The organism is Pseudotamlana haliotis (genome assembly GCF_008806375.1).
Taxonomy (GTDB): domain Bacteria; phylum Bacteroidota; class Bacteroidia; order Flavobacteriales; family Flavobacteriaceae; genus Pseudotamlana; species Pseudotamlana haliotis.
The window spans coordinates 114,755-139,705 of the sequence record NZ_WAAT01000044.1 but is presented as its reverse complement, the minus strand read 5'-3'; the positions used below and the strand labels follow the sequence as shown (position 1 = coordinate 139,705).

Sequence of the window (24,951 nt, the reverse complement as noted above, 5' to 3'; positions counted from 1 at the left end):
ATGACACCATTTGAATCTGTTTCAGCTTTAAAAGAGCAAATGTCAAAATCCATAATCGGACAAGAAAAACTGATTGATACTATAGTACTTGTTCTGCTTGCAGATGGCAATATGCTACTTGAAGGCTTACCTGGTTTGGCTAAAACAAGGGCTATAAATGCCTTAGCTAAAAACTTAGATTGTGGTTTAAGTCGAATACAGTTTACACCTGATTTATTACCATCGGACATTACTGGAACCGAAATCTACCTACCTAATGAAGCCGAGAAATTTATGTTTCAACAAGGGCCTATTTTCAGTAACCTCATTTTAGCCGATGAAATAAACAGGGCTCCTGCAAAAGTACAGTCAGCTCTACTGGAAGCCATGGAAGAGCGCCAAGTTACCGTTTCAGGGAAAACCTATAAAATGGAAGAGTTATTCATGGTTATGGCAACTCAAAACCCTATTGAACAGGAAGGAACTTATCCGTTACCCGAAGCGCAAATGGATCGTTTTTTAGTCCATACCATTATTGGATATCCTGATGATGATGCCGAGCTAGAAATCATGCGCCTTAACAAAAGAGAAGCTGCTCCACACACGGCTAAAACAACTATAAAAACAATTCCGCAGCAAGCCATATTTGATTCTAGAAAAGAAATTTCACAAATTAAAGTTTCCGAAGACATGGAAAAATATATGGTGAGCCTAATTTCTGCAAGTCGATATCCTGAAAAATATGATGCCGAACTCGCTAAACTTATCGATTTCGGGGCAAGTCCGAGAGGAACAATTGCTTTAGATCGTTGTAGCAGAGTACATGCTTGGATGCAAGGTCGTGACTTTGTTACTCCAGAAGATATTCATGGTGTAATAAAAGATGTACTACGACACCGAATCGCTGTGAGCTATAAAGGTAGAGCCGAAAATATTACAGCCGATCAAATTATAGATAAACTTATTGAAGTTGTTGCTGTAGTGGCCTAAAGCCTATATTTATGAAATCACCCAAGCCTATTGATAACGAGAATATTTTTCTTACTCTTGAACATCTTTTGAAGTTCGAGCTAATAAGTTCTATCGTTAATTTCAGCTCTGGCAAACAAAAATCAAATAGTGTATTATCTGGTCGTTATGCTTCCAAGTTGCGAGGCAGAGGATTAGATTTTGAGGAATCTAGGCCTTATGTTTTAGGTGATGATATTAGAAAAATCGACTGGAACGTCACAGCTAAAACTGGTGGCACGCACACTAAAATATTTACAGAAGAAAAAGAAAAACCTGCCTTTATTTATGTTGATCAAACAGCGAGTATGGGTTTTGGTTCCAAGAAAAAAACGAAATCGGTTGTTGCCGGCGAACTGGCTTCAATTTTAGCTCATAAAATAAAAAAGGGTTGCGATCGCGTTGGCGGCATGGTAAATTCTGGAGAAACTTATGAGGTGGTTACACCTAAAAGAGATTCCAGAAATATTATTTATTTTTTACAGAAGATAATTGAAGCCAATCAAAAGATATATGAAGCTGGTCATTTTGAGTTTGAAGACAATTTAACAGAAATTATTTCAAAAATAAACAACATTGTAACACATGATTACGTGGTTTTTATAATTAGTGATTTCCGTAGATATAGTGCTTCAGTAGTATCCTATTTAAGCCAATTGGCGCTCCATAATGATTTGGTACTTATTAAAGTATATGATGACATGGAAGAACAATTTCCAGAGGAAAATTTCACCATAACCAATACAACGCATCAAATAAACCTTAACGGAAAAAACAAAAAACTAAATAAGGCGCTTAAAGATACATTTGAAACTGATTATAAAAATTTTAAAGCGGAATTGGAAAAATACCAAATAAACATTTTTAAAGTCAACACCACAGACCCTATTGAAAATCAACTTATAGACGTATTTAGTAATTATAACAGATAAATGCTACAAGAAAAAAACATAGAATTAAGTCCAATATTGGAGCCCGCTCCTATTCCATTCACCATGGATACTTTAGGCTGGAAAATTGTGTTTTTCCTACTAGTTATCTTCATGCTATATATAGCCTATAAAGTGTACATAAAATACAAATCAAATGCCTATCGTCGAGAAGCTGTTTCTCAAATTATAGCTTTAAAAACGAAAGAAAAAGAAGCAACAAGTACCTTAATCTCTCAAGTGATGTTTTTAATGAAGCAAACCGCTCTACAAACATACAACAGGAAGGAGGTTGCTGCTTTACAAGGTGAAAGCTGGCTTGCTTTTTTAGATAAAAAGTTGAACAAACCATACTTCTTAAACCATCAAGAAGTTATTGCTTCTGCCATTTATAAAAATGAATTTAATAATACAGGTACATTCAATTTTAATGAATTTACCGAAACGTGTATAACTTGGATTAAAAAACATGCCTGATAATTTTCACTTTGCATATCCTTACATGGCCTTCTTGGTTGTACTACCATTTTTGGTATACTGGCTCTTGCCTACTATTAAAAATAGAAGTACAGCCTTAATATACCCTTATTTTAAAGCCAGTGCAAAAGCATCAAAGCAAAAACCTAAAAAAGCATCTCATATTAAAAAACGCTCATGGTTTGCTTCATTTTTTATGTTTGTGATTTGGTTGTTATTAATAATTGCTATGGCTTCACCAGAATTGGTGGGTAAACCTGAAAAAAAGATAAAAACCTCACGTAGCTTTTTAATTCTTGCCGATTTATCTTTCAGTATGGCGAATAAAGACTGGTATATCGACAACAAGCCCGTAACCCGTTGGGAAGCCGTAAAAAACATCATGCAGGATTTTATTGTAAAACGTGAAAGTGATAAAATGGGCCTCATTTTTTTTGCAAGTAACGCCTATATTCAAGCCCCGTTCACTACAGATTTACCAACAGTACAAACCATGTTAGATGAAGCAGACGTTGGTATGGCCGGACAAATGACCAACATAGGGAAAGCCATTGTAAAAGGCATGGATATGTTTGAACGCGATACCATACCCAATAAAGTGATGCTGCTTTTAACCGATGGTGTTGATAGTGGCATGGACATATTACCGCTGGATGCTGCGAATATGGCTAAAAAGGATTCAACCATAATATACACAATTGGTATTGGTGATCCTGGCGATAATTCTTCCGATTTAGATGAACGCACGCTAACAGAAATTTCAGAATTAACCAACGGAAAATATTTTAGAGCAAAAGACACTAAAGAGCTTGAAAAAATATACGCAGAATTAGAAAAACTAGAACCCGTAGAATACGAAGAAGAAAGTTTCACGCCTAAAACACTATTATATTATTATCCTTTAGGTGCCGCTTTAGTTTTAGGATGTGTTCTCGTTTTCCTAAACAATTTAATCGTCATTTTTAAACGCCTTAGAACCTCGTAATGTTAGATAAACTCAAACATATCAATTGGGAAAAATTCCATTTTTTACGAACAGATTACCTATGGTTAGGTATAGGTGCGATCTTAATTTTATGCTTAGGTTTTCTATTTTACAAGGAAAGCTATGCTTGGAAAAAACAAATTGCGAAACATTTAAGACCTTATGTCATTCAAAAAGGTAACTCGTGGAAAATTATTATAATCAGGTTTTCGGTTATTTTAATGTTTGCCATAGGCCTCATTGCTTTTTTAGGTCCGACGTGGAGTCAATTTAAATCTCCGGCAAAAAAGGTGAAATCGCAATTTGCAATCGCTTTAGATTTATCTCAAAGCATGTTAACCACCGATGTTTCTCCTAACCGTTTAGAGCGTGCGAAGTTTAAAATTCACGATTTACTAGAAGCCAACCCTAGAGCCGCAACCAACTTGGTTTTGTTTTCTGGTTCTACACACGTGGCCATTCCTTTTACAACCGATTATAAAATTATAGAAGATCAATTGGATGGCTTAAAGCCTAGAATGATGCCACAAAGCGGCACAGAATTTAGTTTACTATTTAAAAAATTAGACACGCTTTTTACTGATAATAAAGCTGAAGGAAAAATTCTTATTATCACAGATGACTTAGACAACTTACCTATTGAAACCGTGAGTTCGTTTTTGCAACAAAATAATGTAAAATTATACCTCTACCCTTTTGCAACTCAAAGTGGTGGAACCATTCCTTCTCACAAGGAAAAATCAGCACTAAACATAACGAAACTTAATAGTCTCGCTGAGATCGATAAAGTAGAAGTTTTAGAAATCACTTTAGATAACAGTGATGTTAAAGATTTGGCTAAAGCCATTAGTGCTCACATTGTGTTTGAAGACAAATCTGATCAACAAGATGAAAATTGGAAAGATCAAGGCTATTGGCTTCTTTTTCCACTGGCTTTCATTTTTGTGCTAAGCTTCCGTAAAGGTTGGGCTTTAAATCTCATCATTATCATGCTTTGTTTTAGCTCTTGCTCAGATGAAGACAAACAAAATAAGAAAGATTTTAAATTCAAAGATTTATGGTACACTAAACAATACCAAGCGCAACAAGAATACGATGCTGAAAATTACACAAAAGCTGCTATGGAATTTAAAGACCCTATGCATAAAGGTGTTGCTTACTACAAAGCTGGTGATTATTTAAGTGCTGAAACGGCCTTTAAACAAGACACTACAGTTAGTGGTTTGTACAACCTAGGGTTAACATATGCGAAATTAGGACGTTTAGATAAGTCTGCAACTATTTTTGAAAAAGTCATTCAAAAAGACCCTTCCAATAAAAACGCACATTCCAACCTTGCTCATGTGAAAAAAGCTATAACCGCAATGGAAGCTTTAAAACCTGAAGATGTTGACTTAAAAGACAAACCTAGTGCTAAAAATAAGCAAAATAATTCGCCTGAAGATTTGAGCGGTGGCGGACAAAAAGCCACGAAAAAAGATATGCAGAAAAAAAGACTTGAAGAAACTGCAGAAACCGGTAAACGTAAAAGTAAAGAGTTGGATGAACTGCCTGATAATTTCAAATCAGGACAAGGGGAATTGCCTAAAAATATATTGATGCGAAAAGTTGATGATGATCCCGCTCTATTTTTAAGTAAGAAGTTTCGATATCAAATTAAAAAAGGTTTAGTAGAAACTAAAAAAACCAATAATTCATGGTAAAAAAAATTGGTTTACATATCGTTTTTTGTTTATGCTCTTTGGTTAGTTTTAGCCAAAACATTATTAGTTATATTAACACTAATACCAATGAAGCCTATATTGGTCAACCCATTCACTTAACCGTTTCAGTTTATAGTGAAACATGGTTTACTTCAGGAATCGATCTAGGAAACATTCAAATTGATGGCGCCCTAACCGTTTATTTTAGATCGATGAGTGACACTCGAACATTTAACGGGAAACAATACGCAGGGGTTCAATTTTATTACAATGTCTTCCCGACCAAACAAGGCGAAATTACTATACCTAGCTTATCCATACATATAGAATCTCCAAAACCAGGCGGATACCAAGGTATTAAGCGGGTCGTAAAAACCAAAGCCAAAACCTTTCAAGTCAAAGATGTGCCTTTGGGCTATAGTTTAAATAATTGGCTGGTATCAAATTCACTAAATATCAGCGAAAAATGGTCAAAACCCTTAAAAGACATAAAAGTTGGTGATGTCGTGCAACGTACTATAAGTCGATCTGCAGCTGGCACCTTATCAGAATTTATTCCCGCTACTACCTGGGACAGCATTTCTGGAGTTAGTATTTACCCTAAACGACCATCAGTAAACACCCATAAATCGAAAATTTCTGTATCTGCAACGCGTTCGGAAACTGTAAATTATCTTTTTGAAAAGGAAGGCGATGTTATGATTCCCTCTATAGAATATGTGTATTGGAACCCAAATAGTAAACGTTTTTATAGAAAAAAGATAGACTCCGTCATGGTTTCAGTGAAACCGAATGCTGATTTAACCATGTTGGCCAGCATAAAAAAATCATTACAAGAAGAAGTTACTGAAGAAGCTGAAGCAGAAAAAAAGCCGTTTTTAATTCTTGGCTTAACACCGAAAACCTTTATTGAATACGTTGTTTTAGGACTTTTAATACTCTTTGTTCTTATCAAATTAGTAAAGTATGGCTTTATTATATACCAAAGGAAGCATAAGGTATATTTAAAATCTGAGGCTTATGCATTCTCTCAAGTTAAAAAAACCTTGAGACATAAGAATTATTATGCCTTTATTTCAGCAAGTCACATTTGGATAAAAAAATTGGACCCAGATTTTGAATCAATCCAAGACCTTGAAGAACATCCTGTTTTTAATAAAACAAGAGATACCATTCAGGATATAAATGATAAAGCTTTTAGTAATCATGCTTCTAATTTAAACTACAGCCAATTACTTACTCATTTAATTTCAGACAGAAAAGCGTTTTTAAAGTATAAAAAAGCTAAGTTAAACGCTTCGGTTAAAAACAAAAAATGGTTAAATCCTACTGCTACTGATTAGCTTGTAACTTCAACATGATACCTTGTGCTTTCCCAACTTCTCCCGTTTTCTGATAAATTAACGCTAGTAAATACTCATAGTCAGGGTTTCCTGGCTCAACTTTTAACGCCGCATTAATGTATTGCTTTGCGGAAGCTAAATCCTTATCTTCTTGATAATAGTAAGTCGCTAAATTGTACATAGATCGTGCATCTTTTGGATTTAATTTTATAGCTGTTTTTAATTCTGAAACCGCTTCATCATTTTTAGCCATTTCAAAAAACAACAGGCCTTTTAAATAATGTACTCTCCCTTCTTTTGAGTCTATCTTACCCCAAGCATCCAAAGTACTTATGGCATTTTCATAATCTTTATTTAAGGAGTAGGCGGTCGCTAGGTTTGAATATACAGGAGTTAACAAACTATCCTTTTTCAAAGCCATATTATAATGCTTAATCGCTTTACTGTAATCATTCTTCTGAATATAATAATCACCTAACTGCATACGCCCATTAGAAAAATCGGCACTACTTAACAACATGGTTTTATATTCTTCCTTTGCTTTATTTAATCCCGCTTGATCGATTTGAGTTAAGCTTTGATCGTTAATATCATTTAACAACTGGGCAACACCAATACGCACTAATTTAGAAGGATCATAAAGCATTTTATTAGCTACTTCAATTCTAATTTCAGGTGACAATGGTCTAAATTTTACTAATGCACTATAACGTACCAAGGGGAACTTATCGTCTAAAGCGGTGTAAAAAGCGTTGTATTGCGATTGACTTAGAAAAGGCAAGTTATCAATTACAGTAGCTCTGGCTATTTCTGGATATGATAAATCATTTATAAATGCTTCAAGTTTTGCAGTTTCCGAAGCCGTTATTTCACTTTCTGCACTTAATAATAGTGCGTCAGAAAAATGATCTGAACGTTCTTCTCCATACCATTCTACAATTTTATTAGCTGCCCACTCATCCATTTGCTTGGTGTGACAACCTGTACAAGCGTTAGGTGTGCCGTGTTCGACAGATTGATCTGGACGAGGCACTCGAAAACTATGATCTCTTCTAAAATCATTACCCATATACAGCTTACCCGTCATATGGCAATTAATACACTGCGCAGACTGTGTACCCTGTTTGTGGTAATGGTGCTTTTCTGTATCATATTTAGCTGGAACATGACACTGTAAACAAAGCTGATTCCCGTCAAATTTCAATTCCATGGAATGTGGATCATGACAATCTGTACATTTCACACCTTCCATATACATTTTACTTTGAAGAAAAGAGGCGTACACATAATCCTCATCATCTATTTGACCATCACCGTGATAAAAGTTAGTTGATAGTTTTTGAAGTAAATATTGATCCTCAAACGGTATTCCTGGTTCTAAGTTAGGTGTAAGTTTAGATCTTCTTGAATGGCAAGGTGCACAGAGCATTAATTGCTCTTCTTGAGTTTGTCCCTTTATAATTTGATCTGGATAAGACCCGTCTTTACTTGAAGCCCACTTAACATGATTACTCCCTGGTCCGTGACAACTTTCGCAAGTCACATTAATTTCATCATAAGTCGTATGAAATTCATCTGTACCTGGGTTGTAATTCTTTTGCAAATTTGTAGAGTGGCATTCTGCGCACATGGTATTCCAATTTTGCGCCCCTTGAGACCAATGTAACCAATCGTTAGGTACAATAGTATCGCCAGCATATTGATGAAACCATTTATTTTCTACGGAATCCCATGTAACCCTTAAAACTTGTTTTCTCCCCTTATCAAAATCGACTAAATATTGCTGTAACGGTGTAAAGCCAAAGGCATAAGTTATTTCATATTCTTTTTCAGATTTATCGACTTCGACTACAGAAACGAAAAACTTATTTTCACGCTTAAAAAAATGATAAGATACCCCATCAATTTTTACTTTACTATCATTAAAATCACCTAAAATAGTAGAATCATTTGCCACTTGCATGGCTAAATCATGATGAGAACCCTGCCATTTTTTAAACGCATCATTATGGCATTCCACACATGTTTTGGATCCAATATAAGCGGCCTCTTGGTTATGAACCAGCTGACTGTCGTCAACCTTATCTTTATATTCATCTTCCTTACAAGAGAAACATACCAACAACAAAACAAGGAGACACCATAAATATTTAAAACAACTCATAAGCTAGATTAGATACAAACAAACTTAACTAAAACCAACTAAACCCCCTTCTATTTTATAATAATTTCACTCAAAATTCTTATCGTGTTTTTAATTATTATTAAATTGCGGAAATTAGAAAAATTTTAATACCCTATTTGCTTTTTAAGAAGCATGACTATCTTATTAATTAACCATATTATCCCTTCATCAGTATGATTAAATCTCTACTCAAAACTAAAATATCTTGGATTTTTCTTTTAGCCATAAGCTTTTCCGGATTTTCACAAGTAGACACCTTAAAACTTAAAAATGACGTTGTTTTAACCGGAGAAGTCAAACGGTTAAAACAAAACGTTATAACCATAGAAACAGATTACAGCGACAGTGATTTTCACGTAGAATTTGATAAAGTAGCCCATATCCACCTTGTTAAAAACACCCTTATCATTCTTACTAAAGGACGAAGAAGCTTTGGTCATTTATCTACGACCAAAGATGGTAAACTACATATCAAAACTGTGGAAGGTGAAGTTGAAACTTTTGGCATGAATGAAATGGTTGCCTTAAATGAAATTGATGATGGCTTTTGGGAACGCTTTACGGGGTCTATTGACTTAGGATTTAACTTATCTAAAGCCAACAACTTAAGACAATTTTCTGTTGGAGGTGCCTTAAGCTATATAGACAAATCATGGTTAATGGATGGCTCTGTTAATGTTTTGAATTCTTACCAAGATGATGTTGATGATACTAAGCGAACAGATGCCAAGATAGACATTATCAGAATTATTGTTGATGGCAAATGGTACTTAATGGCCAACACCTCTTTTCTTTCTAATACAGAGCAAGCTCTTAAAGGACGTTTAAGTCCGAGTTTAGGAGCTGGTAAATTCATAAAAAACAATAACAAACTTTATTGGGGTATCGGTCTAGGCTTTCTTTATAACATTGAGAACTATGTAGACAGTTCCCTAAATAAAACATCGGCGGAAGCCTTTGTCTCAAGCAATATCAATCTCTTTAATTATGATGATTTAAGCTTAACTGCCGAGGCTAAATTAATACCTAGTTTATCGGAAAAAGGCAGGATAAGATCGGATGTTGATTTCACTATAAAATATGATTTACCTTCAGACTTTTATGTTAAAGGTGGGTTTACATTAAACTACGATAACCAACCGGCTATTGAAGGAAATGACACCGATTATGTCATCACAACAGGTATTGGATGGAGCTTTGACTAAAGCCTAATTTTTAGGCTCCTAATTACGAAAGCGCATGTTTTGTTAAAAAAACATGCACTTTGTCGATTAAAATAGTTTTTAATCCATAATACTCCTATTTTGGTGAGCCAACTAAAAAAACCAAATTAAATTTATGAATTCCCTAAAACTACTTTTATTCTGCCTTTTTATAACTACCCAAGCCTTTGCTAAAATCACCCCAGAAGAAAAAGAAGCCTTAAAAGCCATTTACCTTGCTACAAATGGTGATAACTGGAATGCCTCATGGGATACCGATGGTGATGTTAAAAATTGGTATGGTGTAAAATTAGAAAATGACCATGTTGTTGAAATTAACTTAGAATTCAACAACCTTAAAGGGGAACTTCCTGAAGCCATTGGAAACTTAGTACATCTTAAAAAAATAAACTTAGGGTTTAACAAACTCAAGGGCGTTATTCCTGTAACGATTGAAAATTTAACACAGCTCGAATCATTAGAGCTATTCATGAATGAAATTGAAGGGCCAATTCCAACACAAATTGGGGTTTTAACAAAACTTGAAACTTTAAAATTATACAGCAATAAACTTTCAGGGGAGCTTCCTGTTGAACTCATGCAACTCACTAATTTAAAAGAACTTTTATTAGGAAGCAACATGTTATCAGGAACTATTCCGGTAGAAATTGCAAACCTTACGAAGCTGCAAAAACTAAGTTTAATGAACAACCAATTGGCAGGAGAAATTCCAGTAGAAATGGCAAACTTAATCAATTTAGAAGAGTTGTTATTGTCTTCAAATCAATTTACTGGTGATCTACCTCTTGAATTTATAAACTTAAAAAAGTTAAACACCATTATGGTAAGCCACAACAAACTCAGTCAAGAGTATATTGCTATCTCTGGAAAAAACACTGAGGTTCTAATGGATTTACAATCACAAAATTCTACTGCAAGTATGAATGAGGGCAACGAGCAGTAGTTTATATCTTAATTTAATTAGTAGAAAGCCATTATTTTTAATGGTTTTTTTTTATTTTTAGGTATGATTGAGCACTCATTTACATGTCCGTATTGTTGGGAAAATATTTCCGTTCTAGTAGATACCTCCATCCCAAACCAAAACTACATCGAAGATTGTGAGGTTTGTTGTAATCCTTTTCAGATTTATTTAAAAACAAATAACACAGAATTAATACATTTTCAAGCAGTTAGTATAGAGCAGTAATATTTTTTTAAAATTATGCTTGCAGAACCTAAAAATGATTGTATATTTGCAGTCCGAAACAACAAGGTCGGCATTATGAACCGAAAGTTAAAAGCTAAGTTTTGTTGTTTTTAATTAATACATCGCGGGATAGAGCAGTAGGTAGCTCGTCGGGCTCATAACCCGAAGGTCACTGGTTCGAGTCCAGTTCCCGCTACTAAGAAAAACCCATCACTAGAAATAGCTGATGGGTTTTTTGTTTATTACCTTGAAACCTAATTTCTCCAATACTTTTTAGAGTGATTACGGTCACCAATACACATGTCATGTAGTTCTTCCATAGTCATATGAAAACTATTACCATCTACAGCGGTATCAATACCAGCAATTTCAACTTCCTCAGAGAATTGATGGAAGGTCCACTCAACATCATTCACTCTACCTTTACCTGAGTAAGCTGCAATCCATAATGGATAATCTTCAATATATCCTTTTAAACGAGTGTCATAAAAATGTTTTCCGGTATACACCACAGGCTTAACACCATACTTAGCCTCAGCTAATTTCAACCAGTTTAAAACACCTTCTCTTAATTTTTTATCACCAAATCTACTAGGCTCCTCAATATCTAATATTGGTGGAAAATCACCATCTACTAGGTTTACCGTTTCAGCAAAATTTTCAAATTGTTTAGTAGAATTTTCATTCGGACGGTAATAATGGTAAGCCCCTCTAATATACTCATGTTTTTTGGCATCAACCCAATTGGCATGATAATGAGTATCTTTTCCATCTATACCCATAGTTGATCTAATAAACACAAAATCAATAGGATGCTCTGACTCTTTCATTATATGCCATTTTATTTCACCTTGATAGTGAGAAATATCAATACCGAACAAATAATGAGAATCATGGTGTGAGATATGCTCTAAACTTTCTAAAGCATCAATTTCTTCAGCTGATAAGGTATCACCAACAACTTCAGATTGACTATTCAATTCTAAAGCAAAAACACTAGAAATCAAAGCCACCCCAATAATAAGGGTTGAATAAATAACTGAACGTGTTTTTTTAACAGCTACATGCCTTTCACCCAATTTCTTCCCTGATCTTAATGTTACTAAGAACATTAAAAATACCACCATTAAAACTATAAAAAACCACATTAAAAATTTAACGGGGTCTTCAAATACGGGTAAATCACTTATTAAAGTTTTCATCATTATATCATTTTTCCTTCTCTACAAAATTAGAGCAAACAAGGCTTCAATGATACGACACCACATGTCTTGACTTCACAAAACGAGCTTATAAAAACAGAAAAAAGACCTCAGCTCTAAAGAATGAGCAAAGGCCTTTTTATACTAACCAACCAGTTCAAAGATAACATGGGTTTATGTATTTTATGTTCGCAATGCGTTAAATAATTAGCTTAATGACAAAAAACCTATGAAACGTTTTCAGACATATAAGCCTGGTAATCTTTTGCTAGCTCTGTTTTTTGTTTTTCTGTAAACACCTTTCCTGCCAATTGAAAAAAGGCAAGTTCTTCATCTTCCAAATGGTGTTCTACTTTATGCTTTAAATCTTTAGCTGTTTTTAACCAGGCTGAAGAACTATAGTCTGTATTTTCAAGAGCTTCAAGTAACTCATCAATTTCATGATGTTCTGCAATGCCATGTCGCGCCTTTTCCTGCATCATATCATTAGATATTAGCGGTTTATAAAAATGACGCTCTTCTGCTTCGGCATGCAAATCTAACTCCTGTTTTAATTGCTTGAAGGTAATATCTCTAGATTCAGTATCGCCAGAGGTTGCCACTAAACGTTCTAATAAATTACGTTGCGTATCATGGTCTTTTCTTAAAGCTTCAAATATTGTTGTCATGTGAAATTGGTTTTAGGTTAATAATAAAAAATGAAAAAGCTGCTTGAGTAGTACAAAGTGTCATCCATCTTAATTTGGTTAAGCATCAAACAGAGTTTACTTCTCAAGCAGCATATTAAAATTGGTCACTACTTTATTTTATAATCTTTTTAAATAGCATAAAAACGCCATATTTACTAGCTAGACTTAACCCTGTTTGTACCCAATGGGCTGGTGTAAAAATCGTTTTATACTCTTCTCCTAATGCTTTCAGTTCTTCATAGGCAATGTCACGTTCTAGACTTGAAATTTTCAAATCACGTTCCAATTGCTTCATATTTCTATACGTCTTCATATTAATTAAAAAAAGGTTTTGATAATTTCTTTACAACCATGTCATTAAAATGGCGTCTAAAAAGGTAAGCTATAATAGATACCACCATAAACAAACCACCTACTATTAGAAAACCCAGCGGATAATTTGCTATCATTTTACCAATAAGTAAAGCTAGCCCCATTGCAGCAAGCAAGGTAGCAATCAGCCCAAAACCACCTATCACAACAAGCTTAAAAACCAAGCTTATTGAAACAGTGATTTCCTTAAAAATCTTTAAACGATGAAAGGTATAGGACTCTTTAACGTACCGTTCACTCATATGAACAGCCTTAGTGTTTGTTTCATTTATAGCATCTATCAACCCCATATATTATGATGTTTTTTGCAACTTCTTATTCTTAAGCTTCAATTCGGTAAGCTTTTTTTCTAAAGTATTAATAACATCGTCAGCTTTATGACTAGCATCATGCGCTAAAGCATTAACTTGTTCTTCAAGCGTTTGCTGTTTTGTTTCAGTACTTGACACTACTCTATCTTTTAAATCTATAGTAGTTTTTGCTATAATATCTTTAGCCGAAGCCAATTCAGTTTCCAGTTTCTCTTTGGCTAAAACCGCTTCATCGGCAATGATCTGTCTTGTTTTACTCCCTTTATAAGGAGCAAACAAAATTCCAACAGCAGCCCCAACAAGTGATCCTGCAATTATTCCTAGTGCTGTACTCTCATTATTATTCATACTCATAATGTTTATTTTAATTTTATAGTTAAACAAATTTCTCTTATCACGAAGTTAGCTTTATACAACAGTATTTATTAACGCTATACATGAGAATATTAGCTGATTTAAAAAAACTTAAAAACATTCATGTTTTTAGTAATCGCGTTAAAACAATGGTGTCAAATAGCTATCTTTAAAGTTCAAATTTTGAATAAAATTTCATCATGGCTAAAGAGATAAAAACGAAAAACCCTTACACTAATAAAACCATAGAGACTTACCGCTACTTTACCTCTGAAGAAGTTTCAGAAATTTTATTACAAGCCGATAAAACCTTTCAAATATGGAAAATCAAACCCATTTCAACGCGGACGGATTTAATAGAAAAGGTAGCTGATAACTTATGTGATAATCGTGAACATTTCGCCGCACTCATTTCAAAAGAGATGGGTAAACCTATTACCGAAAGTTTAGCTGAAATTGATAAATGTATCTTTTTATGTGATTTCTATGCTAAAAACTCAGAAGCCTTATTGGCCGATGCCCTCATTGAAACCGATGCTCAGGAAAGTTTTATCTCTTACGACCCGCTTGGTGTTATTTTAGCTATCATGCCTTGGAACTTCCCGTTTTGGCAAGTATTACGATTTGCCATTCCAACATTAACCGCAGGAAACACAGTCATATTAAAACACGCTTCTAATGTAACGGGGTGCGCCTTAGCTATACAAGAGATTTTTGAAAACGTAGGCTACCCTATGGGTTGCTTCACCACCGTTCTAGCTGATCACAATACTGTAGAAGAGTTGATTAAAAACGACCTGGTGAAAGCAGTATCCCTCACAGGCAGCGAAAAAGCGGGTAAAAAAGTCGGCGAAATTGCAGGATCTCAACTAAAAAAACTCGTTTTAGAACTGGGCGGCAACAATGCTTGTATTGTTTTAAATGATGCCGATTTAGACACCCACATAGACACCATGGTTAAAGCCCGCATGCTAAACACTGGGCAAAGTTGTATTGCTGCCAAACGTTTTATTGTTGAAGCCGGTATTTACGAGCAGTTTTTAGAGCAATTCACTGAAAAAGTAGCCAACTTACGCTCAGGTGATCCGCTAGAGGAAGACAGCCAAATTGGAACTTTAGCTCGACCTGATCTAGCCGATATTCTTGAAGAACAAGTAAAAATTTCGATTGAAAAAGGCGCAAATATTCACTACGGAAACGAACGCAATCAGGCCTATTATCAACCAACTATCATCACTGAAGTCACTACCGATATGCCAGTTTTCACAGAAGAAACCTTCGGCCCTGTAGCAGCTATCATAAAAGTAGATGATAAGGAAGAAGCTTATAAATTGGCTAGTCAAACCAGTTTTGGTCTAGGGACTATGATTTTCACAGCTGATGTAGAAGATGCTAAAAAACATATCATTCACATTGAAGATGGCGCCTTTTTTATCAATGAAATGGTTAAATCAGACCCTCGACTGCCTTTTGGAGGCACCAAAAACTCTGGTTATGGTCGTGAGCTATCTAAAGAGGGCCTTTTAGCATTCACCAACAAAAAAACGGTTTATATCAAATAGAAATATAACCGTATTCTGAACATTCATCAAAAAAAAAAAAAAATAAATCATGGCTATAATTGGAAATATTATCAAAGGTGTTATTAATTTAAGAGATGTCATAACTCCTGAAGCAAACCCTGTTGAAGCACAAGAAAAGGTTTTAAAAAAACTCCTTAAAACGGCTAAAAACACTGCTTTTGGCAAATATTATTCGTTTGAAAGCATTTTAGAAAATGACCATCCCAGCAAAGCTTTCGCTGAAAACATTCCTTATCATGATTATGATAAAATGTATCAAAACTGGTGGAAAAAACTCTTAGACGGTGAAAAAGATATCACTTGGCCAGGCAAACCTAATTATTTTGCTTTAAGTTCAGGTACCACAGGGAAAACCAGCAAACGTATTCCTGTAACTGATGCTATGGTTGAAGCCATTCAGCAAGCGGGAATAAAACAGGTCTTCGCGCTTAGTAATTTCGATTTACCTGCCGATTTTTTTGAAAAAGAAATTATGATGCTAGGCAGTTCAACCGACCTAGAGAAAAACAAAGACCACTTAGAAGGTGAAATTAGTGGCATTAGTGCCAGTAAAATCCCAGACTGGTTTCGCGGCTACTATAAACCAGGCGAAAAAATTGCAAAAATTGACGACTGGGATGAGCGCGTTAAGCACATTGCCGAAAATGCCAAAAATTGGGATATTGGCGCTTTAAGTGGCATCCCTTCGTGGCTAGAACTCATGCTTGCTGAAGTAATAAAATATCATAATGTTAAAACGATTCATGATATCTGGCCTAATTTGCAAGTATACACTTCTGGAGGCGTTGCCTTTGGCCCTTATGAAAAAAGTTTCAATGCCTTACTTGAAAAACCAATAACCATTATTGACACTTATTTAGCGTCTGAAGGTTTTATTGCCTATCAAGAACGCCCGGAAACCCATGCCATGAAATTGATTGTTGACAATGGTATTTACTTTGAATTCGTACCTTTTAACCCAGACTACATTAATCAAGATGGCTCAATTAAAGATAGCGCACCTTGTTTAACTTTAGCCGAAGTTGAACTCGATCAAGATTACGTGCTTATCATTTCTACCGTAAGTGGTGCTTGGCGTTATTTAATTGGAGACACCATTGCTTTTACCGATCTTGAACGTGCTGAAATTGTTATCACGGGGCGCACCAAGTTTTTCTTAAACACGGTTGGCTCTCAGCTTTCAGTAAACAAAATGGATGATGCCGTTCAATACTTAGAGGAGCAATTGGATGTAAAAATTCCTGAATACACCCTAGCTGCCAAGCGCTTTGACGATGATTTTTATCACAGTTGGTATTTAGGTTCTGATTTAGAACATGTAGATTCAGAAAAAATTGCTGATTTACTAGACAATTTCTTAGCTGATGCAAATAAAAACTATAAAGTAGCACGCTCTAAAGCTCTAAAAGGCGTTAAAGTAAACGTGGTAAAATCATCTATATTTCATGAGTGGAGTGGCGCCAACAAAAAGAAAGGTGGCCAAGTTAAAATGGAACGTGTGATGAATGAAGAAAAATTTAAAGAATGGGAAGATTTCGTCAAAGAAACTCAGCCCGCTTGATGATCATCAGTTTCTTCTTCTTTAGCTTCTTCCACCATTTCCATGATTTCCTCTGGAGATAGGTAATACTTTTTAATTCTTAGTTTATAATCGTTTTCAATATCGGCATTATTTAAGATGAAGTTTTTTGTGGCTACAATATATTCAGCCATACCGTGAGTTACCGCAAAGGTATCAGCAGCTCTTTCGGCCTCTACAATATGCTTATCTGAAAATATGTAATTCACCCCAAACCTTAATAACTCTGAGTTCCTCATGTTTTGATAGTCCATAACATGGCCTAACTCATGCCCTATCCAACCAATCATTACATCGGATGGAATGTCTTCAGTTTTAAACACCGTGTCTGCAATTTTTATGCGTTCACTAATACGAATCACATACGAGCGGTTTTTTCGACTTTTAAAAAAACTCCCAAAAAGCGGCTGGGCCTGCATGGTCGATTTTTTAATGTGACGCTTAAATTTAAACACAATAGAAACATCACTCAATTCAGGGTAAAAAGACAAAGCTTTACTCACTTCTTTAGCGATACTATGAGGTATAATGTGATTGGTATTTTGAGACATAACTTGATTTGCTTGCAAACATAAAAAAACTATAGCAATTTTAAAAAAAACGCCCGCTAACTGGTTTACAACTTTGTTTTGCCCATACCAATGCATAAAGCCATTCAACATGATTTTGATATTTAAAGATTCCATAGTTGCCTTAAATCTAATCATAATTTAAGGATTTTAAACCATGTGTACACGACATTCTTGAGCACATTTTGTACAAGCCGCTGCACAGGCTTGACAATGTTCGTGATCGTGTTGTTGGCATTGTTGGGCACACCACTCACAAACCTCAGCACATAGCCTACAATACTTTTTAGCAAAAGGGCTATCAGCAATCATAAACTTTATAAATAACATACAAGCTTCTACACAAAGCATACAACAGGTTGACAATCATTTTTACTTTCTTTACCCATCATTTCAGAAAGGCATTTTTGACATTCGGTTAAGCATTTTTGTCAAGCTGCAATACAACTTTCATAACACCGTCCCATATTTTAAGTTTTAATTCATATTCAATTCAACCGTTATTATTTCTAATTAATAGTACTTAAAGATAACTACAGGTATTAAACCGCATTAACGCAAAACTCAAGATTTTTAACGCGTATCGCATTCATTTTCAACACATAAGACTCAGTACGAATGAGTTAATATTCTTATGATAAGCGTTAAGACTATGAGTATTTGTTATGTAAATTAGTTGTACATCAAAGTGATGTCTTAAATATTAATAACATTATAAAACATAGAACAATGGGAGAAATAAAAGATAAAAGAAAGTTCAAACCTAAGAAGGAACAAAAACACCCAACAAACCCTAATGGTCATACTGACATTGAAAATAACACTTTTGATATAGACAAAAACACCATTAAGGAACAACAAAATAAAAAATAACATTAGTATAAAATACTAATTATCAAACTCCCTTAACGGGGAGTTTTCATATATAGAACCTAAAAAATAAAGATATAAAAGACATGACAATTCCAAAAACAGAAGTACCCGCATTAAGCTTACCCTTAACCGATGGCTCAAACTGGGATCTCAAATCTCAAAAATGTAAAAGCTTCATCATTTTAGTATTTTACAGAGGACTACACTGCCCCGTTTGTAAAAAACAATTGCAAGAAATAGAAGAAAAACTTCCAGAATTTGAAGAACGTGGTGTTAATTTAATCGCCATGAGTTGCGACACTCAAGAACGTGCACAACAATCAGCTGAAGACTGGGGAATCTCTAAATTGCCTATAGCATACGGACTATCTATAAAAGAAGCCAGAAATTGGGGCTTATTTATTTCTGAAGCCATTTCAGATAAAGAGCCTGACGAATTCTCTGAGCCTGGATTATTTATCATTCGTCCAGATTTTTCACTCTATGCGAGTTCAATTCAAACCATGCCGTTTGCTAGACCACCTATGGATGACATATTAAATGCTATTGATTTTGTTACTAAAAATGATTACCCAGCACGCGGCGGAAAATAAGAAGTTCCACAACAGTATTTCCGTTCACCTGAAACACACACCTTAATAATTAAAGTTTTAAACCATGAAAAACATGTCAATTTTAGCACGAGATAAAAAACAACTGACTTACATATACAGCTCAAAGTCACACCTAGGAAAACAAGTTCTTGGATACATTCAAGGCATAGACAAGAAAGTTGAAGTTATAGATATTAGCAATGAAAAATTAGGTGACACCATTTGGGTAGAGCTTACCGATGCGCTAAAAAAACCTATAAACAAACTTTTTACCATTGGGGATCAAGACCTTGGTAATACCGAAGATTTTAACTGTGATGATTGGCTTAAAATTTTAAACAACAACACGGAGTTACTTCAGAAACCTATAGCCATTGTCGGCGCAAATGCGAAGCAAATTGAAGGCCGATCGGAAATCCTTCAGTTTTTCGGGGTTGATTCTGCAGGACTTGAAAAAAAACCTAACGGCGAATCACCTACAACATCATCTACAACTGAAGATGAAAAGTTTGTTTAGTTAATGGTTAATGGTTAAAAAAATCCTTCTGAAAACATGATGTTTTCAGAAGGATTTTTTTTTATAACAAGAACTTTCCGCAAGTAAATTCTAAAATTAACTTTTCATTAAACGTTTAATAGGATTTTTATTCGATGAAATGCAAACTCACTACAGATTACGCCTACAGTTTTTAACTTGTTGTTGTATATATTATGAGGCAAAAACCGAATCAGATTAAGATACTACTATAATTTTGTACTGATTTTTTTAAACATCATAATATTTCTTTCCCAAAATTAAATGTTTCGCATAAATAACTTTTAAACAACTATGCATGCATAGAATATATATTTTTGCTGCTGCTTTTTTATTTAAGCCATATCAATGGCTAAAGAACCTACATGTCTTTTAAAAAATTAACACTAAAAAAACCAAATTATTAACTATGAACTTAAAACGAAAATTAACCAGCCTACTAATCATACTCTTATGCTGCTTGGGACATTCTCAGTCCATTGACAATTCTGAGCTAAAGGATTTTCTTAAGAAGCATGTTTCAAATGAAGGGTTTATTAAATATGAAAAATTAGTAAAAAATAAAGAATCTCTAAATGAGATTGTTGTCGGATTGTCTAAGATAACCCCAAATAACAGCTGGACCAAACCAGAAACAAAAGCTTATTGGATTAACGTGTATAATTTTAACATGCTCAAACTGGTATCTGACTACTACCCGTTAAAATCTATAAAATACATTCAAGCACCCTTCAACATTGAATTCATTAATATTAATGGGCAAAAAGTTTCTTTAGACGATATTGAAAATATCATGATAGAAGAAATGGGCGATCCTAGAATGTATTTTGCACTAAACAACACTTCTATGTCCTCACCAAAATTAAGTAGAGAGCCTTACTCTGCAGAAACATTAGAACTACAATTGGAATCTGCCGCTAAGAACTTTATAAATGACTCTAGTAAAAACTATTTTTCAAAAACTACCAATGAAGCTATACTATCACCAATATTTAAGTGGCATGCTTCAGATTTTGAAGACCTAAACTCATTTATAAATAAATACCTAGAAGACAAACAGATTACAAACGACACCAATATAAGCTATTCTAGCTTCGACTGGACTCTAAGCAAAGAATTATATTAACAATAACCAAACTCTATGAAATTTAAAATTACAACTCTGCTTTTATTAGTAGGTCTCTCATCATTTTCCCAAAGCATAATTAAGGGAAAAATTATCGGCGCAGATGGCATGCCATTAACAGGAGTAAACGTTTATTTAAACGATACTTTTATAACAACATCTGATTTTACAGGTGAATTTAGAACAGAATACAATGGCAGTTACCCTATTGATGTTAGCTTTAGTTACATTGAATACAAAGAATTAACAAAAACACTATTTGATTATAAAGACGGAAGAAATTTACTGGTTCAAATGATTAAGGAAAAGACTACCGATTTAACACAGGTCGTAGTAGCCGCTTCTAGAACAACAGAAAAAAAGATTGAAACTCCAGTTACCATTGAAACACTCTCTAAAGAATCTATATTAAACGGGACAAGTCCTAACTTTTATGATGAATTAGTGAATGTCAAGGAAGTACAGCTTAATAGCAACAATTTAGTTAGTAAAACCATTAACACTCGTGGTTTTGCCCAAGGAACCAACACACGTTTCTTACAACTTGCTGATGGTGCTGAATTCACCATTCCAGTTTTCAACTCCTCTATTGGTAACTCATTAGGTGTGAATCAATTAGATGTAGAGAATATAGAAATTCTACCTGGAGCTTCATCGGCATTATATGGTGCTAATGCCTTTAATGGTATTATGTTCATTAACAGTATAAGTCCTTTTGAAAAAACAGGTGTATCAGCATATTATACACGTGGATATACCAATCAAGAAGCAGCTGGCCTTAATGCTTTTAATGATCTTGGATTAAGATGGGCTGCCAAATTAGGAGGCCAAACAGCTATTAAACTTAACTTAAGCTATATCAATGGAACAGATTGGACTGCAAATGACACAAGCAGTAAAAATATTGTTGATATCGGGTTACCTTCAATTCAATATTTTGACGCTGTAAACATTTATGGTGATGAAATTACAGGAAATACTGTTATCGGTCCAGTAAGTAGAACTGGATATAATGATGCTGATTTAAATGATGGTAAAATTGAAAACTTTAATGGTGACATTTCTTTTCACATCAAACCTACTGATGATTCTGAAATTAAATTACAACAAAAAGTATCATATGGTAGTACCAACTTTAGTGGTACAAACACACGTGCCACACTAAAGAACTTCTTGGTTTTACAATCGAGCCTAGCTTATACAACAAAGAATTTCACTTTAAGAACGTATTACACTACAGATAATGCTGGAGATTCTTATGATATGGTAAGAACAGCGATCAACTTAAACAAAAAAGCCAAAACAAATAACCAGTGGTTTCAAGATTTCGATAATGCCCTAGAAGAAATAAGAAACGACAACCCTACTTTTGACAACAACACGTTAATAACTATGGCTCGTGAATTTGCCGATTACAATGACGTAGATGGCTATTCAGGGAACCTACCAACCTCTGTTGGAGGTGTAGCTCGTTTTGAACCTGGAACCGATGAGTTTGATGCAGCGTTCAATGAGGTAAGCACAAGTAATGACCTAACAAATGGATCTAGATTTCAAGATAAATCTTACACTTTACAAAGTGATGTTAATTACAACTTTAGAGACCTTATAAATTTTGCCGAAATTCAATTAGGTGGAACTTTTAAAGAGTACGGCCTAAACTCTAAAGGAACCGTTTTTAATGATGCTAACGACAAGATAACTTACAATGTTTATGGCGTCTATGGTCAGGTTCAAAAGAAATTATTAAACGAACGTTTAAAACTAACTGGTTCTGTGAGATATGATAAACTATCAGAATTAGAAGGCAGTTTCTCTCCTAGAGTATCTGTAAATTATGCATTAGGTAAGAAAAAAACACGTAACCTTAGAGCTTCATTCCAAACTGGATTTAGAAATCCTACGTCAAGTGATTTATACAATGGTGCCAACTATGGTTTCATTAGTTTGGTAGGTTCAGCTAAAGACAATTTAGAAAACTACTCACAGATCATTAATTTTAGTAATCCTTTACTAGGTCCAAACCCACAAACTGTAGATTTAACAGGAAATTATATTTATGATAGCTCTTTTTCTGTTGGTTCGGTACAGCGATTTGCTAACAGCTTTAATCCAGCAAGCAACCCTCAAGATGCCATAGACTTACTTGAAATTAAAAAAGTTGAAGCGGTAAAAGCTGAAAAGGTGGAATCATTCGAACTTGGATATAGAGCAGGTATTGGAAAATTCACTTTTGATTTAAATGCTTATTACAACAAGTATACTGACTTTATATACACCAAAAAGGTCGTTACACCATACTTTATTGATTCTTCTATAGCTCCAGAATATGGAGGAATTGGAGCAGCAATACTTTCACAACAATTTCTAACGCACCAGGTTTACACTAATGCAGAAGTACCAATTGAAACTATTGGCTTAGGATTTGGTATAGAAAGAAAATTTAGAAAATTCTTTATTAACGGATCTTACAACTACACCAAATTGTTAGATTACAACGAAACTATAGATCCAGATTTTGTTCCTGAATTTAACACGCCTGAGCATGCCGCGAAATTCACTTTTGGTTCAGAAAGACTATTTAACAACTTTGGTTTTAACACAAATATCAGATGGAACTCTGAATACGAATGGATTTCTCCTTTTGCTACTGGAACTATATCTGAAGCCGTTGTTTTAGATGCTCAAATTAGTTATACGATTCCTGCAATAAAATCAACCATCAAAGCTTCTGCTAATAATTTATTTGGTGAAGAATACATTCAAGTTATTGGATCAGGAAGCATAGGTCAAACTTATTTCCTTTCTTTAATTTATAATCCATAAGAATAAGAAGCCTTCTCTTTTTAAAGTTATTAAGAGAATAACCATACAAAAAGGTCGTTTGAAACTAGTTTCAAACGACCTTTTTTAGTCTATACGACTATATATATAATCTTAAATAATCTTAAATAATCTTAATCTTAGGCAGAAATTGGCAACTCACGCTGTGCCATTTTATATTCGCTAGGGCTACAGTTATAACTTTCTTTGAAGATTTTAGAAAAATAACTTCTACTAGAAAAACCAATACTATAAACGACTTCAGAAATATTCATATCGGTGTTTTTCAAGTAATCTTCCGCTTTTGTCACACGCACTGTTCTAAGGTGATCAGTTACGGTACGTCCGTGCATTAATTTAAAGCCTTCCTGTAATTTTGATGGTGAAATCGAAAATTCTGAACATAACTGTGCTATAGAAATCTGATCATCAAAATGTGCTTCAATATGTGCTGAAGCCGCTCTAATCGCTTTCATTTCTCTTGTTGTCAATCCGCCTAACTGATTTTCAGTGTTTTTAACATCTTCAGTGTGCTGCTCAATTTCTAGAGCTAAAATAACATGCACCAAACCTTGTAATAAAAGGGTTTTAACCAGACCTTCCTGCTTAATGGCTTTAATTTGCTCTACTTTCTCAGCAATTTTTAGATTTTGAGAACCGATGTAAACATAGTTTTTTAATGATCCATCTTTAAAGAAAGTTTTATACAGCTTGCCTTTTAAGCCTTCTTTTTTAGTATTGCTAGCTTGCTTAGTACTTTGCACCGAAATCAAAGTCACTTTTAAGCGTTCATCCTTTTTAAAATACAATACATTATCATCACCCGACGGACTCGCAATAATTCCTGTTTGAAAACTATTTAACTCATTTTTTTCACCTGCATTCCCAAAGCTATGCGCCATACTTCCGGCAGAACAATAAGCAAAATATATCGGGTTTTTATTGGGTGTATTTATTAGCAGTGTGGTGTTTTCAGAAAAGGTCATATCAAAATCAACATAAGCAATGCCACCAGCTAGTGCAATACCTTGAATGCTTCCTACTGCCATGTCATTGTCTAACTCTAAACGGTATTCTTTGGATTCTTTTTCTACATTACCACCAAAATTATTTTTTAACTGATTGAACATGGCTTCAATGGTGCTGGTATTTAGGTTTGTCGTTTTCATAAGATTATATTTTAAGTTTGATTTTACGTTTATTACCAATTATGATTTAAAAAGCGCCCTAAATAATTTGGAATATATTGGATTCATATGAAAAAAAAATAAAAGCATAGCAGCGCTACGGTTTTATTTTTTATTGAAATATGTGTTTAATA

At 34.4% G+C, this 24,951-nt stretch carries 25 protein-coding genes and 1 tRNA gene; 17 read left to right on the top strand and 9 right to left on the bottom strand.

Annotated features, from left to right (window positions below; translation table 11 throughout):
- From F6U93_RS09240 to F6U93_RS09215, 6 genes are read left to right on the top strand one after another with little or no spacing between them, the layout of a single operon-like run.
- A complete protein-coding gene (locus F6U93_RS09240; RefSeq protein WP_150939083.1) occupies positions 1–969 on the top strand; it encodes an AAA family ATPase in 969 nt (322 codons plus the stop codon).
- Between the two features lie 11 nt (positions 970–980).
- Positions 981–1,919 carry a DUF58 domain-containing protein gene (locus tag F6U93_RS09235; protein ID WP_150939081.1) on the top strand — a complete coding sequence of 313 codons (939 nt, stop codon included), beginning with the start codon at positions 981–983 and terminating at the stop codon, positions 1,917–1,919.
- Positions 1,920–2,393 (top strand): DUF4381 domain-containing protein, encoded by a 474-nt coding sequence (locus F6U93_RS09230; protein ID WP_150939079.1) that lies wholly within the window; start codon positions 1,920–1,922, stop codon positions 2,391–2,393.
- The gene (locus F6U93_RS09225) at positions 2,386–3,378 is read left to right on the top strand and encodes a VWA domain-containing protein (RefSeq protein ID WP_150939076.1); all 993 of its coding nucleotides are present in this window, start codon (positions 2,386–2,388) and stop codon (positions 3,376–3,378) included. Before F6U93_RS09230 ends, F6U93_RS09225 begins: the two co-directional genes overlap by 8 nt.
- A complete protein-coding gene (locus tag F6U93_RS09220; RefSeq protein WP_150939074.1) occupies positions 3,378–5,081 on the top strand; it encodes a VWA domain-containing protein in 1,704 nt (567 codons plus the stop codon). Before F6U93_RS09225 ends, F6U93_RS09220 begins: the two co-directional genes overlap by 1 nt.
- Positions 5,075–6,424, top strand: coding sequence for a BatD family protein (locus tag F6U93_RS09215; protein WP_150939072.1), 1,350 nt, complete (start codon positions 5,075–5,077; stop codon positions 6,422–6,424). The genes F6U93_RS09220 and F6U93_RS09215 overlap by 7 nt, the downstream gene beginning before the upstream one ends.
- Here the strand turns inward: F6U93_RS09215 and F6U93_RS09210 are convergent.
- On the bottom strand, positions 6,414–8,588 hold the full coding sequence (locus F6U93_RS09210; RefSeq protein WP_150939070.1) for a tetratricopeptide repeat protein: 2,175 nt from the start codon (positions 8,586–8,588) through the stop codon (positions 6,414–6,416). The genes F6U93_RS09215 and F6U93_RS09210 overlap by 11 nt on opposite strands.
- 194 nt (positions 8,589–8,782) lie before the next feature.
- Between F6U93_RS09210 and F6U93_RS09205 the strand changes: the two genes are divergently transcribed.
- The 4 genes from F6U93_RS09205 to F6U93_RS09190 all read left to right on the top strand — a co-directional run bounded on the left by F6U93_RS09205 (position 8,783) and on the right by F6U93_RS09190 (position 11,217).
- Positions 8,783–9,814 (top strand): DUF481 domain-containing protein, encoded by a 1,032-nt coding sequence (locus F6U93_RS09205; protein WP_150939067.1) that lies wholly within the window; start codon positions 8,783–8,785, stop codon positions 9,812–9,814.
- A 133-nt stretch (positions 9,815–9,947) separates the two neighbouring features.
- Complete coding sequence (locus F6U93_RS09200) at positions 9,948–10,775, top strand: Two component regulator three Y domain protein (RefSeq protein WP_150939065.1); 828 nt, start codon at positions 9,948–9,950, stop codon at positions 10,773–10,775.
- A gap of 63 nt (positions 10,776–10,838) precedes the next feature.
- On the top strand, positions 10,839–11,021 hold the full coding sequence (locus F6U93_RS09195; protein WP_150939063.1) for a CPXCG motif-containing cysteine-rich protein: 183 nt from the start codon (positions 10,839–10,841) through the stop codon (positions 11,019–11,021).
- A 123-nt stretch (positions 11,022–11,144) separates the two neighbouring features.
- Positions 11,145–11,217: transfer RNA gene (locus tag F6U93_RS09190), tRNA-Met, on the top strand.
- Positions 11,218–11,275: 58 nt separating this feature from the next.
- On the opposite strand, the gene F6U93_RS09185 is transcribed toward F6U93_RS09190, so the two are convergent.
- The 5 genes from F6U93_RS09185 to F6U93_RS09165 form a co-directional block, all read right to left on the bottom strand.
- Entirely contained in the window at positions 11,276–12,226 is a 951-nt protein-coding gene (locus F6U93_RS09185) for a glycoside hydrolase family 25 protein (RefSeq protein ID WP_150939061.1), read from the bottom strand.
- A 224-nt stretch (positions 12,227–12,450) separates the two neighbouring features.
- Positions 12,451–12,891 carry a hemerythrin domain-containing protein gene (locus tag F6U93_RS09180; protein WP_150939059.1) on the bottom strand — a complete coding sequence of 147 codons (441 nt, stop codon included), beginning with the start codon at positions 12,889–12,891 and terminating at the stop codon, positions 12,451–12,453.
- 133 nt (positions 12,892–13,024) lie between these two features.
- A complete protein-coding gene (locus tag F6U93_RS09175; protein ID WP_150939057.1) occupies positions 13,025–13,225 on the bottom strand; it encodes a hypothetical protein in 201 nt (66 codons plus the stop codon).
- A gap of 1 nt (position 13,226) precedes the next feature.
- On the bottom strand, positions 13,227–13,574 hold the full coding sequence (locus tag F6U93_RS09170) for a hypothetical protein (RefSeq protein ID WP_150939055.1): 348 nt from the start codon (positions 13,572–13,574) through the stop codon (positions 13,227–13,229).
- A gap of 3 nt (positions 13,575–13,577) precedes the next feature.
- Complete coding sequence (locus F6U93_RS09165) at positions 13,578–13,949, bottom strand: YtxH domain-containing protein (RefSeq protein WP_317132842.1); 372 nt, start codon at positions 13,947–13,949, stop codon at positions 13,578–13,580.
- Between the two features lie 200 nt (positions 13,950–14,149).
- Between F6U93_RS09165 and F6U93_RS09160 the strand changes: the two genes are divergently transcribed.
- Together F6U93_RS09160 and F6U93_RS09155 are read left to right on the top strand one after the other, a co-directional pair.
- Positions 14,150–15,511: an NAD-dependent succinate-semialdehyde dehydrogenase gene (locus F6U93_RS09160; protein WP_150939053.1), complete on the top strand. Its 1,362-nt coding sequence runs from the start codon at positions 14,150–14,152 to the stop codon at positions 15,509–15,511.
- Between the two features lie 49 nt (positions 15,512–15,560).
- On the top strand, positions 15,561–17,093 hold the full coding sequence (locus F6U93_RS09155; protein WP_150939051.1) for a GH3 family domain-containing protein: 1,533 nt from the start codon (positions 15,561–15,563) through the stop codon (positions 17,091–17,093).
- Here the strand turns inward: F6U93_RS09155 and F6U93_RS09150 are convergent.
- Both F6U93_RS09150 and F6U93_RS15005 read right to left on the bottom strand, forming a co-directional pair.
- Entirely contained in the window at positions 17,081–17,818 is a 738-nt protein-coding gene (locus tag F6U93_RS09150; RefSeq protein WP_317132841.1) for a hypothetical protein, read from the bottom strand. The two genes, F6U93_RS09155 and F6U93_RS09150, sit on opposite strands and share 13 nt — an antisense overlap.
- A 12-nt stretch (positions 17,819–17,830) precedes the next feature.
- Entirely contained in the window at positions 17,831–17,992 is a 162-nt protein-coding gene (locus tag F6U93_RS15005) for a four-helix bundle copper-binding protein (RefSeq protein ID WP_225312642.1), read from the bottom strand.
- Between the two features lie 417 nt (positions 17,993–18,409).
- Here F6U93_RS15005 and F6U93_RS14660 point away from each other — a divergent pair, with 417 nt between their 5' ends.
- From F6U93_RS14660 to F6U93_RS09125, 5 genes are all read left to right on the top strand, one after another.
- Entirely contained in the window at positions 18,410–18,553 is a 144-nt protein-coding gene (locus F6U93_RS14660; RefSeq protein ID WP_191963491.1) for a hypothetical protein, read from the top strand.
- Between the two features lie 83 nt (positions 18,554–18,636).
- The gene (locus tag F6U93_RS09140) at positions 18,637–19,146 is read left to right on the top strand and encodes a peroxiredoxin-like family protein (RefSeq protein WP_150939047.1); all 510 of its coding nucleotides are present in this window, start codon (positions 18,637–18,639) and stop codon (positions 19,144–19,146) included.
- A gap of 64 nt (positions 19,147–19,210) precedes the next feature.
- Positions 19,211–19,663, top strand: coding sequence for a hypothetical protein (locus F6U93_RS09135; RefSeq protein ID WP_150939046.1), 453 nt, complete (start codon positions 19,211–19,213; stop codon positions 19,661–19,663).
- A gap of 427 nt (positions 19,664–20,090) precedes the next feature.
- Positions 20,091–20,807, top strand: coding sequence for a DUF547 domain-containing protein (locus F6U93_RS09130; RefSeq protein ID WP_150939044.1), 717 nt, complete (start codon positions 20,091–20,093; stop codon positions 20,805–20,807).
- A 15-nt stretch (positions 20,808–20,822) separates the two neighbouring features.
- Positions 20,823–23,633, top strand: coding sequence for a TonB-dependent receptor domain-containing protein (locus F6U93_RS09125; RefSeq protein ID WP_150939042.1), 2,811 nt, complete (start codon positions 20,823–20,825; stop codon positions 23,631–23,633).
- A gap of 137 nt (positions 23,634–23,770) precedes the next feature.
- On the opposite strand, the gene F6U93_RS09120 is transcribed toward F6U93_RS09125, so the two are convergent.
- Entirely contained in the window at positions 23,771–24,799 is a 1,029-nt protein-coding gene (locus F6U93_RS09120; RefSeq protein ID WP_150939039.1) for a helix-turn-helix domain-containing protein, read from the bottom strand.
- Between the last annotated feature and the right edge of the window lie 152 nt (positions 24,800–24,951).

Excerpts from the sequence above, each read along its gene's own strand:
- F6U93_RS09195 (WP_150939063.1), top strand. The coding sequence starts at position 10,839 with ATGATTGAGCACTCATTTACATGTCCGTATTGTTGGGAAAATATTTCC.
- F6U93_RS09165 (WP_317132842.1), bottom strand. The coding sequence starts at position 13,949 with ATGAGTATGAATAATAATGAGAGTACAGCACTAGGAATAATTGCAGGA.
- F6U93_RS09230 (WP_150939079.1), top strand. The coding sequence starts at position 1,920 with ATGCTACAAGAAAAAAACATAGAATTAAGTCCAATATTGGAGCCCGCT.
- F6U93_RS09135 (WP_150939046.1), top strand. The coding sequence starts at position 19,211 with ATGAAAAACATGTCAATTTTAGCACGAGATAAAAAACAACTGACTTAC.
- F6U93_RS09220 (WP_150939074.1), top strand. The coding sequence starts at position 3,378 with ATGTTAGATAAACTCAAACATATCAATTGGGAAAAATTCCATTTTTTA.
- F6U93_RS09205 (WP_150939067.1), top strand. The coding sequence starts at position 8,783 with ATGATTAAATCTCTACTCAAAACTAAAATATCTTGGATTTTTCTTTTA.
- F6U93_RS09215 (WP_150939072.1), top strand. The coding sequence starts at position 5,075 with ATGGTAAAAAAAATTGGTTTACATATCGTTTTTTGTTTATGCTCTTTG.
- F6U93_RS09180 (WP_150939059.1), bottom strand. The coding sequence starts at position 12,891 with ATGACAACAATATTTGAAGCTTTAAGAAAAGACCATGATACGCAACGT.
- F6U93_RS09140 (WP_150939047.1), top strand. The coding sequence starts at position 18,637 with ATGACAATTCCAAAAACAGAAGTACCCGCATTAAGCTTACCCTTAACC.
- F6U93_RS09225 (WP_150939076.1), top strand. The coding sequence starts at position 2,386 with ATGCCTGATAATTTTCACTTTGCATATCCTTACATGGCCTTCTTGGTT.
- F6U93_RS09210 (WP_150939070.1), bottom strand. The coding sequence starts at position 8,588 with ATGAGTTGTTTTAAATATTTATGGTGTCTCCTTGTTTTGTTGTTGGTA.
- F6U93_RS09125 (WP_150939042.1), top strand. The coding sequence starts at position 20,823 with ATGAAATTTAAAATTACAACTCTGCTTTTATTAGTAGGTCTCTCATCA.
- F6U93_RS09185 (WP_150939061.1), bottom strand. The coding sequence starts at position 12,226 with ATGATGAAAACTTTAATAAGTGATTTACCCGTATTTGAAGACCCCGTT.
- F6U93_RS09175 (WP_150939057.1), bottom strand. The coding sequence starts at position 13,225 with ATGAAGACGTATAGAAATATGAAGCAATTGGAACGTGATTTGAAAATT.
- F6U93_RS09170 (WP_150939055.1), bottom strand. The coding sequence starts at position 13,574 with ATGGGGTTGATAGATGCTATAAATGAAACAAACACTAAGGCTGTTCAT.
- F6U93_RS09200 (WP_150939065.1), top strand. The coding sequence starts at position 9,948 with ATGAATTCCCTAAAACTACTTTTATTCTGCCTTTTTATAACTACCCAA.
- F6U93_RS09155 (WP_150939051.1), top strand. The coding sequence starts at position 15,561 with ATGGCTATAATTGGAAATATTATCAAAGGTGTTATTAATTTAAGAGAT.
- F6U93_RS09130 (WP_150939044.1), top strand. The coding sequence starts at position 20,091 with ATGAACTTAAAACGAAAATTAACCAGCCTACTAATCATACTCTTATGC.
- F6U93_RS09235 (WP_150939081.1), top strand. The coding sequence starts at position 981 with ATGAAATCACCCAAGCCTATTGATAACGAGAATATTTTTCTTACTCTT.
- F6U93_RS09160 (WP_150939053.1), top strand. The coding sequence starts at position 14,150 with ATGGCTAAAGAGATAAAAACGAAAAACCCTTACACTAATAAAACCATA.
- F6U93_RS14660 (WP_191963491.1), top strand. The coding sequence starts at position 18,410 with ATGGGAGAAATAAAAGATAAAAGAAAGTTCAAACCTAAGAAGGAACAA.
- F6U93_RS15005 (WP_225312642.1), bottom strand. The coding sequence starts at position 17,992 with ATGATTGCTGATAGCCCTTTTGCTAAAAAGTATTGTAGGCTATGTGCT.
- F6U93_RS09150 (WP_317132841.1), bottom strand. The coding sequence starts at position 17,818 with ATGATTAGATTTAAGGCAACTATGGAATCTTTAAATATCAAAATCATG.
- F6U93_RS09120 (WP_150939039.1), bottom strand. The coding sequence starts at position 24,799 with ATGAAAACGACAAACCTAAATACCAGCACCATTGAAGCCATGTTCAAT.
- F6U93_RS09240 (WP_150939083.1), top strand. The coding sequence starts at position 1 with ATGACACCATTTGAATCTGTTTCAGCTTTAAAAGAGCAAATGTCAAAA.